The organism is Erwinia phyllosphaerae (assembly GCF_019132875.1).
Classification (GTDB): Bacteria; Pseudomonadota; Gammaproteobacteria; order Enterobacterales; family Enterobacteriaceae; genus Erwinia; species Erwinia phyllosphaerae.
In genome coordinates this window covers 16,464-31,427 of record NZ_JAHSPF010000009.1, presented here as the reverse complement: position 1 = coordinate 31,427, position 14,964 = coordinate 16,464, and the positions used below count along the sequence as shown (strand labels likewise).

Genomic DNA, 14,964 nt, shown 5'->3' with positions numbered 1-14,964 from the left:
TAAAATCCTTTTTTACAGCAGCAGAATTCATTTCTGCGCCAGACTGAAAATCTCTCTCATTGTTAGCGTATTCCGATCGACATCGTAATCGCGTACGATCGTTTTACGCGCCTGCCTCGCCAGTTTTTCCCGCATATCCTGCCCGTTCAGCAACAGCGTTATCGCCTCGGCCAGTTCTGGCGCGTTGTCTGGCGCCACGCACAGACCAGTTTGCCCATTGATAACCAGCTCCGGAATACCCGCAACCGTTGTTGAGACGACTGGCGTACCCAGCGCCATCGCCTCGACCAGAATGGTGGGCAATCCGTCACGGTCGCCGTCGTCGCTGATAACGCAGGGTGCAACCACCATCGCGCTACTCTGGATGGCTGCCGCGACTTCGTGCCGAGGCAGCATACCGGTAAAGGTGACGCGATCCTGTAGTTCGCCGGCACGAACGGCTTCCTGCAAAACCTGTCGCTCTGGCCCATCGCCAATCAAAGTGCAGTGAAAGGCGATACCATGAGCCTGCAACAGCCCAAGCGCGGTAATTAATAACCGAAAGCCCTTTTTCGCTACCAGGCGGCCTACCGCTACGATTTCTGCCGGCCGTTTTAGCGGCGACAGCCAGGGAAACTGGCGCAGATCCAGACCGTTATAGAGGCGGCTGACTTTCTGCCTGTTACCCCCATAGCGCTCGCAAAGCCAGCCAAGATTGTAATCGGAGACGGTAATTACATGGCTGGCGTCGTCGATCTTACGGGCCAGCTGAATATCGGTCTCGTAGCGGTAATAGATATCTTTCGCATGGGCAGTGAAAGACCAGCTGATGCCGCTAAACCTGGCCGCAAGACGGGCAACTGTTGCCGCCTGGGTAGCAAAATGCGCGTGCAGATGCTGTAAACTATCTGCCTGAACGGCCAGCGCAATCATAATGCCCTGCGCCAGCTCGTGTACATCGTGCTCGCGCTCTTCTTCGAGCCGTGCCGCAAAATCGGGTAGCTTCTCCAGGCCCTCTTTTACCAGGGTCCAAAAGTGCTCCGCGTTGCGCTGCTTGTCCAGCCGCGTCACCGGCGCTTTCACCAGGCCGATATCGGGCTGAAAACGCGCTTCCATGACCGGCCCCAGCGCAAAAATGCTGACCATCAGGCCTGCCCGTTCATGCGCCAGGATCTCATTGACGATAAACGTCTCTGAAAAGCGCGGGTAGCGTTTCAGAACGTAGCCTACACGCAACGGTTGTAGCGACATCACGCGTTCTCCCTGATGCTCAGTATCTGGCGCACGCGGCAGGCAACCTGCTCAAGGCCGTCAAAACGCAATTTATTGCGGGGGTTGCTAAACTGATGGGGTTGGGCAAACCAGGCGCTAAGATGCTGTGGCGACAGGTTAGCGGGATGAAGGCAGTCAAGCAGCCCCAGCCCGGCGAGGCGGCTTGCCCTAATCCATTGTTCCTCGCGCGGCGCAACGCGCGGCACTATCAGCGCAGCTTTATGAAAAGCCAGGATTTCCGTTAGCGTGTTATAGCCGCCCATCGCCACCACGCAGGCGGCGTTGCGCAGCAGCCTGGTGGGCTCCGCGACAAATTCCACGACTCTTTTTTCCGGACTGGCAAGCTGCTTCAGAGCAAGGCGCTGCGCTTCCGGCATCATTGAACCCGTTACCAGAATGCCCTGCATGCCTTTGGGCAGTTCCGCTCTGGCAAAGGCCTCTGCCAGTTGAAAGCCGTCCTGGCCGCCGCCGACAACACAAAGCGCATAAGGCGAGGCTACCGGGGCGATGACATCATAGTCATTTCGGCTACGAACCCGCTGCCTGGCGTCCAGATAGCCGGTAAAAGTAATTTTATTATTGATTGCGGCATCGAAATTATATTCTTTGCGTAAGTCATAGAGACGATTATCGCCATACACCCAGATAGCGGAATAGAAGTCGCGTAGCGCCGCGCTGTTTTCCTGCTTATCCCATTGCGCTTTGACCGACAGAGGATTATCGAGAATATCCCGCAGGCCGGAGACCATGTACGTTTTCTTTCTGGCTAGAAGCGGCAGGCTAAGATCGAGTTCGCGCATTGCCCCGCGCGGTACGTTATCCACGATCATAATATCTGGTGAAAAGGCATTGAGCGCCGCATAAATAATTTGCGCGCGTAAATGAACCAGCGGCTTTATCTTTTCTCCCAGCGCACGCGGGCAATATTTTCCCTCCGGGGTTTTCTGGTAAGACGGCAGGATGAGGCTGTCTGCGCCTTTCGGCAACGTAAAGGTTCCGGCTTCGCGAACGCCTGATATTAATAATATTTCGGCATCGGGGCAGGCTTGCAGCACCGACTGGCTAAGCAGCATGTTGCGACGAATATGCCCGAACCCCATCGTATCGTGCGAATAAAATACGCACCGGGGCTTTCTGGAAGAGTCCATTTCCAATTATCCTGTTATTAATGCTGCTTTCTTTGCAATTTTTCCAGCCATTATCCTTCAGGCCGAAAGAATATGATGTTTTATAAAAGAAGATCGATATTGATAGCCACTAAAATATGACAAAGACCTGAGGAGAAAAAAGGCTACACAAACCTAAACCAAAGGTCAACGGAGGGAGTAAAAATACGGAAGAATCACATTTCAGGCAGGCAATTAATTAAAAACCCCGCAACATATAATTTACTCAACGCGGGCTTAATAATAAAAAAGCCGGAAGAAAACTTCCGGCTGCAGGATGTTACCGTTAACGCGTCGTTTTGGAAGGCGACTGCATAAAGCGGAAGAAGTCGCTATCCGGACTGAGCACCATGACGTCCTGATTGTTGTTAAAGCTGTTGTCATAGGCACGCAGGCTGCGGATAAAGGCGTAAAAATCCGGATCCTGACTGAACGCATCGGCAAACAGCTTCGCCGCTTCAGCATCGCCATCACCACGCGTCATCAGGGCGGTACGCTGCGCTTCCGCCAGCGTGCGGGTTACTTCATAGTCCGCCGCCGCGCGCAGTTTTTCCGCCTCTTCCTGACCTTGTGAACGCTGGCTGCGGGCTACAGCCTCACGCTCGGCGCGCATACGGTTGTAGATAGCATCGGAAACTTCCGTCGGCAGGTTGATCTGCTTGATGCGCACGTCAACAACCTGGATGCCCAGCGCCGCCATACTGTTTGGATTCACCGCAGGCTCTTTGCTGCTGGTTTCACGCTCTACGCGCGCTGCCGCAGAGGCAATGGCATCGTCTGCCGCTGGCGTAGCGATTTCATCATCCTGTCCTGCACTACCGGTGTTCAGCGCATCACGCACGTCGGTGGTCAGGCGTCCACGGGAATCGGTAACGATATCCTTAACGTCCAGACGACCAATTTCAGAACGCAGACGGTCACTGAACTTGCGTTTCAGCAGCACTTCCGCCTGGGAAACGTCGCCGCCGCCGGTGGCCAGATAGTAGCGACTGAAGTCGCTGATACGCCACTTGATATAGGAATCCACGATCAGATCTTTCTTCTCTTTGGTGACGAAGCGATCGGCCTGGTTATCCATGGTTTGCAGACGCGCATCCAGCGACTTTACCGACTCCAGGAAAGGAATTTTAAAGTGCAGGCCTGGCGCATAAACCAGCGGTTTATTTTCATCATCGCGCAGCACTTTACCAAAGCGCATAACGATGCCGCGCTGGCCTTCCTGTACCACAAACAGTGACGCGTAAAGCACCACCAGCACAACAATCAATACGACGATTAATGGCTTACGCATCCTTAATTTCTCCCTTCGCGCTGGGTATCGTTACGCTGAGCGTTGACCCGACGCTGGTCCATAATGCTTTCCGGGCTATAAGACGAGCTGCTGCTGGCCCGCTCGTTGCCGCCTGATGCTGGCGGTAAGCGAAGCAGGTTGCTGCTGCTGTCCTGGCTCGTTGACGAGGTGCCGCTCTGGCCCCGCATCAGCTGGTCAAGCGGCAGCACCATCAGGTTATTGCCCTTGTCGTTAACCAGTACTTTACGGGTGTGGCTAAGCACGCGTTCCATCGTTTCAATGTATAAGCGCTCACGCGTAATTTCCGGCGCGGCTTTGTACTCAGGCAGAATTTTGGCAAAGCGAGCCACCTCGCCCTGCGCTTCCAGCACGGTGCGGGTTTTATAAGCGCGCGCTTCTTCCAGGATACGCTGCGCCTGGCCGTTAGCACGAGGCTGGACCTCGTTAGCATAGGCTTCCGCTTCACGTACGTACTGCTCGCGATTTTCACGTGCCGCGATAGCATCATCAAACGCAGCTTTTACTTCTTCTGGCGGACGAGCAGCCTGGAAGTTAACGTCCAGCAGCGTGATACCCATGTCGTAAGGGCGAATTGTCTCTTCCAGTTCGCGCTGGGTGTCGCTACGCACTACGGTACGCCCTTCGGTAAGGATACGGTCCATAGTAGAACGGCCAATCACGCCGCGCAGCGCGCTGTCGGTGGCCTGACGCAGGCTGTCGTCCGCGCTGGTTACCGCAAACAGATAGCGCTCTGGATTAGTGACGCGATACTGTACGTTCATTTCCACGCGCACGACGTTTTCGTCCGAGGTCAGCATGGTGCCGGAAGCAGCCAGCTCGCGCACGGCTTCAACGTTAACCGCGCGAACCTGATCGATAAAGGTCGGCTTCCAGTTCAGACCGGGTTCCACCAGATGGCTGAATTTGCCAAAGCGCGTTACCACGCCGCGCTCCGCCTCTTTGATGGTATAGAAACCACTGCCGGCCCAGATAACCACGGCCACCACGGCCACGATGCCGAGCAGGCGTCCACCGCGTCCTGGCGTTTGCTGTCCGCCCTCGTTTTTACCGCCGCCAAAGCCGCCGAGCTTTTTGCTCAGCTTGCGGAAAATATCATCCAAATCAGGTGGCCCTTTATCGCGACCTCCTTTGTTTCCCCCGGAGTTGCCGCCTTGATTATTGCTGCTCCCCCACGGGTCGCGGTCCTGTCCGTTATTCCCGGGCTGATTCCACGCCATGTTTCTGCTCCATTTATTGTGTATGCGGTGTTATCCCAGGGCCGGGATACGCGTGTCGGGCGTCAAACAATGTAGTCCACCAGCTCCGGCTGCTGCTTGCACAGGCGGCGCCAGTCGACAATGGGCATGCGTACTTGCAACCCTACGCTGCCGTCATCTTCATTCCACTCTTTTTCTATCGCCTGCAGCTGGTAAAAGCGGCTGCGTAGTCGCCCCGCTTCCGGCGGCAAACGCAGGTTATATTCGGCAATTTCACCCGCCAGGCGTTCGCTCAGCGCCTGAAATAGCAGCGGAATGCCTTCACCGGTCTGTGCAGAAAGCCAGACGCGCACGGGCAGATTTTCTTCGTCACGATCGATTCTGGGGACGAAATCTTCCAGCGCGTCTATCTTATTCATTATTTTTAATGTGGGAATGTCGTTTGCTTCGATCTCTTCCAACACTTCTTCAACGGCTTCGATATTTTCTTCGACGCGCAGATCGGCGGCGTCAATCACGTGCAGCAGCAGCGTCGCCTGTCGGGTTTCCTGCAGCGTTGCTTTAAAAGCGGCCACCAGATCGTGCGGCAGATGACGGATAAAACCAACCGTATCCGCCAGTACCACTTCGCCGACATCCGCCACGTCCAGGCGACGCAGCGTGGGATCGAGCGTGGCGAACAGCTGGTCTGCGACGTAGACTTCCGCCGCGGTAATACGGTTAAAGAGCGTTGATTTACCGGCGTTGGTATAACCCACCAGCGACAGCGTCGGCACATCGGCCTTGTTACGCGCCTGACGTCCCTGGTCACGCTGCTTCTCTACTCTTTCAAGACGGGAAAGGATTAACGTAATGCGATTACGCAACAGGCGACGGTCGGTTTCCAGCTGGGTTTCACCAGGGCCGCGCAGGCCGATACCGCCTTTCTGGCGCTCAAGGTGCGTCCAGCCGCGTACCAGACGCGTGGCGAGATGACGCAGCTGCGCCAGTTCGACCTGAAGCTTCCCTTCATGGGTACGCGCACGTTGGGCAAAGATATCCAGGATCAGGCCCGTGCGATCGATCACCCGGCACTGGCACAGCGCTTCGAGATTGCGTTCCTGTGCCGGACTCAGGGCGTGATCGAACAGCACCACGGAAGCGCCGCTGGCTTTAACCGCCTCGGCAATCTCCACGGCCTTACCTTCGCCGACGAAATATTTTGGGTGTGGCGCCTTGCGGCTGCCGGTAACTACACGTAGTGCTTCGACACCAGCGGAAGAAACAAGAGTTTCAAACTCCTGCAGATCTTCCATATCTCTGTCCTGGGAGAAATAGATGTGTACCAGTACGGCCTGCTCACCGGCATCATAACGGTCAAACAAACTTAAAACCTCTCAGTACCTTGTTGAACCTGCTTTACGATGGCCATACTGCTTTATCAGATGCTAATGCACATTCACGCCAGAGCGGCGTATGGTCTTTTCGCCCGGCGTTATTAACATAACGGGCGTGAACGTCATTGCCAGGACGGGCGCTGGAAAACCGGTCAGCCCGCCCTGAAAGAACAGTGATTACTCTGCGTCGTCACTCTCTTGCTGAGGCTGAGAAGAAGCCCCCTGATTGCTGCCACCATGATGATAGTTGCTGCTTCCGCCACCCGCATTGTTGCTGTGATGGGATACCGGACGGGACGGAACCACGGTAGAGATAGCGTGCTTGTAAACCATCTGGCTGACCGTGTTTTTCAGTAAAATTACAAATTGGTCAAATGATTCAATCTGACCCTGCAGTTTAATACCATTCACCAAATAAATCGAAACCGGAACACGTTCGCGACGCAGTGCGTTCAAGAACGGATCTTGCAATGATTGCCCCTTAGCCATTCTATCTTTTCCTTATATGCTTGTTGTTTACTACTTAAGAGCCTGCGCTCTGAAATACTGCGTAAAAATTTGCGCACGATAACGCACCAATTGTACACAATCACCCGGCCTTCGCACTAAGAACCTGTAATACGTTTGCCAGCGCGGCCTGCGGCTGTTCGCTATCCAGCCAGTGAACATCCTTCCAGCCACGTAGCCAGGTTATCTGACGCTTGGCCAACTGTCGCGTTGCGCAAATTCCTCGATAAACCATTTCATCGTAATCGATTTCACCCTGTAAAAATGACCACATCTGGCGATAACCGACACAACGAATGGAAGGCATGTCCGTATGCAAATCACCTCGTGCAAAAAGCGCCCGAGCCTCCGCTTCAAATCCTGACGCCATCATCTGTTCAAAACGCAGTGCAATACGCTGATGAATCAATTCGCGGTTTTGCGGTGCAATAGCGAATTGCGTCACATCGTACGGCAGGGTTTCTCCGGCTGTTTTAGTCAGTTCTGTTAAAGTTTTACCTGAAATAAAAAAAACTTCCAGTGCTCGCGAGAGTCTCTGGGGATCATTCGGATGAATACGACTCCCCGCAATGGGATCTATTTCACATAACTGGCGATGAAGCGCTTCCCAGCCCTCTTCTCTCGCGCGTTGCTCAATACGCTGGCGCACGTCAGGATCGGCCGGGGGCAACGGCGATAATCCTTCCAGCAGCGCCTTGTAATAGAGCATAGTGCCACCAACAAGCAACGGGATACGCCCGCTTTGGGTAATCTCTGCCATTTCCGCCAGCGCATCGCGACGAAACTCCGCCGCTGAATAAGACTCGGCCGGATCGCGAATATCCAGCAGGCGATGCGGTGCCAGCTGCCGTTCTTCAGCGGTTGGCTTGGCGGTACCGATATCCATACCGCGATAGATCAGTGCGGAATCAACGCTTATCAGCTCAACCGGCAGCTGCTGGCGCAGGGCTATTGCCAGCGCCGTTTTACCGGAAGCCGTTGGTCCCATTAAAAAAATTGCCTTTGGCCGGCCAGCCCTGGATAATTCACTCATGTTTCAGCGTATTCATCGCTATTTCAATATCAACATACTGCAATAAGTCCGAAGGTGACGACTTCAGCAGCTGCGGGCAGAGCCTTTCGACCTCGGCCAGCAGCGCAATCGCCTGCGAGTGATTCCAGAGCGGACGATCGGCCGCCGCGTGACGCGCTAACCAGTGCGCCACCTGAGCGACAGATAAGTCCGGCTGTTCGGCCAAATAGCCTAACAGTTCTGGAATCAAGTTTTGTAAATTTTGTTGGCGCAATGGTAAAGGTACGGCGCGTAGCGTGACGTGCTGCCCTTCCGCTTCCAGCTCAATGCCCATCTGCTTTAGCAGCGCGGAAAAGTGTCCGATGGCATCCCTTTCCGGCTTTGCCATTTTCATTCTGACCGGGATTAGCAGCGGCTGAGGTTTCAGGCCCTCTTCGCCGGGCACAAGCTGCGCCTGCTTTAGCCAGCGCTCCGCCACCGGCAGCGAAATCAGGGCCAGCCGCTGGTTCGATTCCACCAGCGCAACATCATTTTGCAACACGGTTAACACACGGCCAAAGCTTTGGCTGTGGCCGTTAAGCGGTGCCTCCTGCTGCTGCTCACGCGGGTCTGGCCGTGGCGGCGTGGCTTCCCGCGCGGCAGGGAGATCGGGCGTTTGCAGAAGCTTTTGATACAGCGCGCCTTCTTTTTTCTGATAGCCGGGCTCCTGGCGCTGCCAGCTGGCTACCGGTTTCCCTGAGCCTGCTCCAGCGCCCGATCCTGAACCTGCGCCTGGACCTGTCTGCCCTCTGGAACCTGAACCCATACCGGTGCCGGAATCCCTGCTCGAGCCTGCTCCTGGCTCCGCACCTTTAGCTGATGCTGGGGAAGAGAAGTGATTGCCGCCCGCCGCCTGACGGTTTTCCGGTTGCCAGCGTTCACCAGGCTCCTCGCTCTCTATACCCGGTAGCGTTGCCGCACCGGTTTCCTGAAGCACGCTGATGACGCCCTGATAAATAAAGTCATGCACCAGCCGCGACTGATGAAAACGCACCTCGTGCTTGGCAGGATGCACATTAACGTCAACCTGATGGGGATCGATTGTTAAGTAGAGTACGTAAGCCGGTTGGTGGTCGTCGCCCAGCTTATCCTGATAGGCCTGGCGGATGGCGTGGTTAATCAGGCGGTCACGCATCATACGGCCGTTCACGTAGCAGTATTGCAGGTCGGTAACGGTACGGGAACCAGCCGGATCGGCTACCCAGCCCTGTAAACTCAGATCGCCATGCTGCCACTCAATCGCCAGCGCGTGAGTAAGAAAAGTCGTACCGCAGATGGCCCCCAGCCGACGTTCACGCTGTTTTACCTCGCTGACGCCGCGATACTGTCTGATTAGCTTGCCGTTATGCGTCAGCGAAAACGCCACATCGAACCTTGCCAGCGCGATACGGCGGATAATTTCATCAATATGGGTAAATTCCGTCTTTTCCGTGCGCATAAACTTGCGGCGGGCTGGCGTATTGTAAAACAGGTCCAGAACTTCCAGCGTGGTGCCAACCGGATGCGCAGCGGGTTTGACGGTAACCGCCATATCGCGCCCCTCCGCGTAGGCCTGCCAGGCTTCAGTCTGGTCTGCCGTACGGGAAGTTAACGTCAGGCGGGAAACGGAGCTGATACTGGCCAGCGCCTCGCCGCGAAAGCCCAGGCTCATAATCGCTTCGAGATCGTCAAGCGAGGTGATTTTACTGGTGGCGTGACGAGCCAGCGCCATCGCCAGCTCCTCTTTATTGATCCCGCAGCCGTTGTCACGAATACGGATCAGCTTTGCGCCGCCTTTATCAATTTCAATGTCGATTCTGGTCGCACCGGCATCAAGGCTGTTTTCCACCAGCTCCTTCACCACCGACGCCGGACGCTCTACAACTTCACCGGCTGCGATTTGGTTAGCAAGCTGTGGCGGCAGTACCTGAATCGGCATAGGGGATCCTTGTTAAGAAGTTGGAATCGTTAACGTCTGCCCCAGCATAACATTTTGCGATTTCATATTGTTGGCCTGCTGTATCGCTTTAGGGCTGACGCCGTAGCGGGCAGCAATCCCGGTCAGCGAGTCGCCGCGGACAACTTTATGCCGCTTCGGCCTGCTGGCGCTGACAGTAGCGCTGGCGCTGCTGGCCGGTACTTTTAAGCGCTGCCCAACCCAGACTACATCCCGTTTCAGCGAATTCATTGAGCGCAGCATCGCCATGCTCACGCCATAGTGGGCGGCGATGCCGGAGAGCGTTTCGCCCCTTTTGACCACATGACGCGTAACCGCACCGGAGTAACTGGTATTAGCCGGTGCGGGGTTAGGCTGCACATCAACCGCCGTTGCGGACTGCAACGGTCGGTTTTCCTCCTTTGGGACGGATTGCAGCGGATGCGCCAGGAAGTAGTTGCGCAGGCCTTTATATATCGACTCCGCAATCTTCTGCTGGTAAGCGCTACTGCCAAGCAGTCGCTCCTCCGAAGGGTTACTGATAAAGCCGGTTTCCACCAGCAGCGAAGGAATATCCGGCGAACGCAAGACGCCAAGGCTGGCATGTTCGGGACGCCGTTTGTGCAGTGAACCCACGCGCTGTAGCTGGGCGATAACCTTAACCGCGACGTCGTAACCTACCCGCTGCGAATGACCGAATTGCAGATCCAGCACTGCCTGGCTGAGATATGGATCGGCCTGGCTGTTTGCCAACAGATCGCCAGCACCGCCCAGTAATTCAGATTGCTTTTCGTGCTGCTCCAGCCAGCCCGCCATTTCGCTGTTAGCGCGACGGTTAGAAAGCACCCACACTGAAGCACCGGATGCGCTACGGTTCGGCGCGGCGTCGGCATGGATAGAAACCAGCAGGTTAGCGTTTTGCTTACGCGCCACGTCCGAGCGCCCCATGACGGAAATAAAATAGTCGCCGTCGCGCGTCATTACGCCTTTAAACATCGGGTCGTCGTTTAACAACGCCTTCAGTTTGCGGGCGATGGCGATAGTAACGTTTTTCTCTTTCAGTCCGTTGGCACCGATAGCGCCGGGATCCTGACCGCCGTGTCCGGCATCAATCGCGACGATAACGGCTTCATCAGCTGCGCTAACCTTTCTGCCTGGCGCAGCCACTTCGTCACCGCTACTGACAGCCGTAACCGGATTGCCTTTAAAAGGGTTTTCTTTCGGCGAACGCGATACCGTGCTGACGTTAGCTGTCGCGCGCGGTGCGGGACGGGAGCCGGTAACGGTAAAAACGACGTTATAGCTGTTGCCGTTACGCTGCGTGACGGCGCGCGTTTTACCACGCTGCGTCAGCTCAAACACCAGCCGGATACTCTGGCTGTCTTTCGGCGTGCTTGCCCGAATACGTTTTAACAGATTATCGCCGCTGAACGTCAGAGGTAGCCCTTTAATCACGCCGCTCTGGCGGATATCCAATACCACGCGATCCGGATTATGTAGCGGAAAGAAACTGTAGACTGGCTGACCGTTAAAGCTCAGCGTCACCGTCGCTTTGTCGCTGCCGTTGGCCACCTGGATATCGGATAAGCTGGCGGCAAGCGTGGAAAAAGTGCTCAGCAAAACGGCCAGCAATACGCCCAGTTTCATACGCAACATCATTGTTCGCCCTTTTCCAGCATGGCTAACATCTCTTCGCCCAGGGTCGAACAAGCTTTCAGTTCCGCCTGACGCGCCGCGCCCTGATAGCTAAGAAAGAGTTCAACATCCGGCTCAGGCAGGAAACCCGCGCCCTGCTGCGGCCATTCGACCAGGCAAAGGCTGTCGCCGCTGAAATAGTCGCGGATGCCCATAAACTCCAGCTCTTCAGGATCGGCCAGGCGATAAAGGTCGAAGTGGTAAACGCGGCGATCCGGCAGTACGTAAGGCTCCACCAGCGTATAGGTAGGACTTTTTACGTTGCCCTGGTGTCCCAGCGCCTGCAAAAAGCCCCGGCTGAAGGTGGTTTTCCCCGCGCCCAAATCTCCATATAAGTAAAGTGTTGCCGCGCATGGACAGGCGCGGGCCAGGCTGGCTCCCAGTGCGAGGGTTGCCGCCTCGTCGGACAATGCTATTACACGGCTCTTCATTCTTTTCTGTTCAGGATCTCTGGGTTAACAAACAGGTACAGCTCGGAAAACAGATCGGTCGCCAGCATGCCGCGCGTGCCAAGGCGTTGCGATACCGCCTGGGCGGCAGCGCCATGCGCTACGCAGCCAGCGCAGGCTGCATCATACAGCGAGAGCTTTTGCCCTGACAAACTGCCAATGATGCCGGAAAGCACATCGCCCATACCGCCGGTCGCCATGCCCGCGTTGCCAACATCCGCAATCGCCATTTCGCCCGTTTCGCTGGCGATAATCGTGCCCGCGCCTTTCAGTACCACGACGCCACCATAGCGTTTCACTAGATTTTGCGCTGCAAGTAAGCGGTCACTCTCTATTTCGCTGGTCTTTACGTTCAGCAGCCGCGCCGCTTCGCCCGGATGCGGAGTAATAACGCGATTTTGACGTTTATCGCCGTTGATTGCCAGCAGGTTAAGCGCGTCCGCGTCCCAAAGCATCGGTTTAGCGCTATTTTTTACTTTTTTCAGCGCTTCTTTACCCCAGTTCCGCTGCCCCAGCCCTGGCCCGATAACAATGACGTCGGCCCATTCCAGCGCTTCATCAATCGCCTGCGCGCTTAGCTCCTGTACCATTAATTCAGGCCGCGCCGTCAGTAACGCCGTCAGATTGTCTTTGTGAGTAAGTACTCGCACTAGGCCAGCACCAGCGCGTAACGCAGCTTCGCCCGTCATGCGGATAGCGCCAGCCGTGCCGTGATCGCCGCCGATAATTACCAGCTTGCCATGATCGCCTTTATGCGAGGTTGGCTTACGAGGCGGCAGCCAGCGCGCCAGCGCTGAAGCGTCGTAACGCGCAACAGGAGCAGTTTGCCCGGTCAGCCAGCCATCGAGGCTCAGCGCGTGAAAGTGCAGCTGCCCCACAACATCACGAGCTTTGCCCGTCAGCAGGCCAGGCTTAAGCGCAATAAACGTCAGCGTATGGGCAGCATTTATTACGGAGCCGGGCGTTGTACCGTTAGCGGCCACTAACCCGGAAGGAATATCTATGGCAAAAACCGGCGCGCTGGCGGCGTTTGCTTTGTCGATAAGCTGCGCGTATTGCTCGCCCGGCGCGCGGTTAAGCCCTGTTCCCAGCAGCGCATCGACAATCAGGTCGGTTTGCTCAGGCCATGCCGTTTCCGGCGCATGAATTTCCCCGCCTGCGTTCAGCCAGGCTTCCCGCGCCTGGTTTGCCTCATCAGGCAGCGATTTTGATCCTTCACAGGCAATTAACGTGACCTCAAGGCCGGCCGACTTTGCCAGACGAGCCACGATAAACCCGTCTCCACCGTTATTACCGTGACCGCAAAGGATTAACCAACGCTGCTTATCAGGCCAGAGCGTACGGATCCTGGTGAAAGCCGCCTCGCCCGCACGCTGCATTAGCTCAAACAGCGTGATGCCCATCGCGTCAGCGCCCTCACGCTCAAGTTGCGCTATCGCCTCTACAGGCCACACGGAATAGGGTAAACTGGTCGGGTTATTTAGCTGGTTCAGGTTAGTCATGTCGCATCCTCTCGATCTTTTTCAATTCGCCCTGGATATTAAACAATGGGGGCTGGAGCTTGGCTTTCAGCAGGTTGGTATCTGTGATACCGATCTTAGTCTGGAAGAGCCGCGTCTGCAGGCGTGGCTGGACAAGCAGTATCATGGCGAAATGGAATGGATGGCCCGTCACGGTATGATGCGCGCCCGTCCCCATGAGCTACAGCCCGGCACGTTACGCGTGATTAGCGTGCGCATGAATTACCTTCCCGCCAAAGCGGCTTTCGCCAGCACCCTGAAAAACCCTCAGCTAGGTTATGTTAGTCGTTATGCGCTGGGGCGTGATTATCACAAAGTATTACGCAATCGCCTGAAAAAGCTTGGCGATCGCATTCGCGAGCGTTGTGAAGAGGCTGAATTCCGCCCCTTTGTTGATTCCGCCCCGGTGATGGAAAGGCCGCTGGCCGTCAAGGCTGGTCTGGGCTGGACCGGTAAACACTCGCTGGTGTTGAACCGTGAATCCGGCTCGTGGTTCTTTCTTGGCGAGTTGCTGATCAATCTGCCTCTGCCAGTTGACCAGCCGCAGCAGGAGCAGTGTGGTCGCTGCGTCGCCTGCATTACCACCTGCCCGACCGGCGCCATCGTTGAGCCTTACGTGGTTGACGCCAGACGCTGTATTTCCTATCTGACCATCGAACTGGAAGGCGCGATCCCTGAAGAGTTCAGGCCGCTTATTGGCAACCGGATTTATGGCTGTGATGACTGCCAGCTGATCTGTCCGTGGAATCGTTACGGACAGTTAACTGATGAGGATGATTTCAGCCCTCGCGCGGTACTGCATGCGCCACCTCTGACCGAGCTTTTTGCCTGGGATGAGGAGACATTTTTGCGTGTCACGGAAGGTTCGGCGATTAGACGTATCGGCCACCTGCGCTGGTTACGTAACGTTGCCGTTGCGCTGGGCAATGCACCATGGTCACCGGAGAATGTTGCTGCATTAGAGCGCCGTCATGGCGAAAATGCCATGCTGGATGAACATATTGAATGGGCGCTTGCTTGCCAGCTGGCAAGACGTGCTGAGAATGCGATTGAGGTGCAGAGTTCTCAGCAAAAACGGCTGGTGCGTGTCATTGAAAAGGGTTTACCGCGCGATGCATAAATGAGCACGCAGGCTTTTCCCTGCGGAAAAAGGGTTTTCCACATGTTGTGCATAAAAATAAAAAGTTGTTGTCATTCAACTGACACAGAAACCGCAAGCGATCTGAATAACAATTTGAAATATTAATTTTTTAAAAAAAAACAGCCAGTTAAACGCAAGGCGTAACGCTTTTTATTTACCGGCGATAAACGAAGCGCAGCGGCATCCTGTGGATAACTCTGTTGAAGAAGATTTTTTACGGCGGCAAAAAGCCTGCCCCAACCCTTTCCGGGCTGTGGATAACTTAAAAAGAAATTATTTGTCTGGAGCGGGAAACGAGACTCGAACTCGCGACCCCGACCTTGGCAAGGTCGTGCTCTACCAACTGAGCTATTCCCGCAAAGAGGTGACGTTCACTGCCTGACCG

Annotated in this window: 12 protein-coding genes and 1 tRNA gene; 1 reads left to right on the top strand and 12 read right to left on the bottom strand. The window is 55.5% G+C overall.

The annotated features are described in order from the left end of the window. Positions 1–27: 27 nt before the first annotated feature. From KUE00_RS15590 to nnr, 11 genes are all read right to left on the bottom strand, one after another. Positions 28–1,230, bottom strand: coding sequence for a glycosyltransferase family 4 protein (locus KUE00_RS15590; protein ID WP_246760817.1), 1,203 nt, complete (start codon positions 1,228–1,230; stop codon positions 28–30). Beyond that, positions 1,230–2,399, bottom strand: coding sequence for a glycosyltransferase family protein (locus KUE00_RS15585; protein ID WP_246760816.1), 1,170 nt, complete (start codon positions 2,397–2,399; stop codon positions 1,230–1,232). Before KUE00_RS15585 ends, KUE00_RS15590 begins: the two co-directional genes overlap by 1 nt. 304 nt (positions 2,400–2,703) lie before the next feature. Next, positions 2,704–3,708: a protease modulator HflC gene (hflC, locus tag KUE00_RS15580; protein ID WP_246760815.1), complete on the bottom strand. Its 1,005-nt coding sequence runs from the start codon at positions 3,706–3,708 to the stop codon at positions 2,704–2,706. Between the two features lie 2 nt (positions 3,709–3,710). Continuing rightward, positions 3,711–4,946: an FtsH protease activity modulator HflK gene (gene hflK / locus KUE00_RS15575; RefSeq protein ID WP_246760814.1), complete on the bottom strand. Its 1,236-nt coding sequence runs from the start codon at positions 4,944–4,946 to the stop codon at positions 3,711–3,713. A 62-nt stretch (positions 4,947–5,008) separates the two neighbouring features. Next, on the bottom strand, positions 5,009–6,289 hold the full coding sequence (hflX, locus tag KUE00_RS15570) for a ribosome rescue GTPase HflX (protein WP_246760813.1): 1,281 nt from the start codon (positions 6,287–6,289) through the stop codon (positions 5,009–5,011). A 189-nt stretch (positions 6,290–6,478) separates the two neighbouring features. After that, positions 6,479–6,790, bottom strand: coding sequence for an RNA chaperone Hfq (gene hfq, locus KUE00_RS15565; RefSeq protein ID WP_246760812.1), 312 nt, complete (start codon positions 6,788–6,790; stop codon positions 6,479–6,481). 100 nt (positions 6,791–6,890) lie between these two features. Beyond that, a complete protein-coding gene (gene miaA / locus KUE00_RS15560) occupies positions 6,891–7,841 on the bottom strand; it encodes a tRNA (adenosine(37)-N6)-dimethylallyltransferase MiaA (RefSeq protein WP_246760811.1) in 951 nt (316 codons plus the stop codon). Continuing rightward, positions 7,834–9,777, bottom strand: coding sequence for a DNA mismatch repair endonuclease MutL (gene mutL / locus KUE00_RS15555; RefSeq protein WP_246760810.1), 1,944 nt, complete (start codon positions 9,775–9,777; stop codon positions 7,834–7,836). The genes miaA and mutL overlap by 8 nt, the downstream gene beginning before the upstream one ends. A gap of 12 nt (positions 9,778–9,789) precedes the next feature. Then, positions 9,790–11,433, bottom strand: a complete 1,644-nt coding sequence (gene amiB, locus KUE00_RS15550; protein WP_246760809.1) for an N-acetylmuramoyl-L-alanine amidase AmiB — start codon at positions 11,431–11,433, stop codon at positions 9,790–9,792. Continuing rightward, positions 11,430–11,900, bottom strand: a complete 471-nt coding sequence (gene tsaE / locus KUE00_RS15545) for a tRNA (adenosine(37)-N6)-threonylcarbamoyltransferase complex ATPase subunit type 1 TsaE (protein ID WP_246760808.1) — start codon at positions 11,898–11,900, stop codon at positions 11,430–11,432. The genes amiB and tsaE overlap by 4 nt, the downstream gene beginning before the upstream one ends. Further along, complete coding sequence (gene nnr, locus KUE00_RS15540) at positions 11,897–13,420, bottom strand: bifunctional ADP-dependent NAD(P)H-hydrate dehydratase/NAD(P)H-hydrate epimerase (protein WP_246760807.1); 1,524 nt, start codon at positions 13,418–13,420, stop codon at positions 11,897–11,899. Before nnr ends, tsaE begins: the two co-directional genes overlap by 4 nt. Here nnr and queG point away from each other — a divergent pair. Next, positions 13,419–14,558 carry a tRNA epoxyqueuosine(34) reductase QueG gene (gene queG, locus KUE00_RS15535; protein ID WP_246760806.1) on the top strand — a complete coding sequence of 380 codons (1,140 nt, stop codon included), beginning with the start codon at positions 13,419–13,421 and terminating at the stop codon, positions 14,556–14,558. The two genes, nnr and queG, sit on opposite strands and share 2 nt — an antisense overlap. Before the next feature lie 303 nt (positions 14,559–14,861). Here queG and KUE00_RS15530 read toward each other — a convergent pair. Beyond that, positions 14,862–14,937: transfer RNA gene (locus tag KUE00_RS15530), tRNA-Gly, on the bottom strand. Between the last annotated feature and the right edge of the window lie 27 nt (positions 14,938–14,964).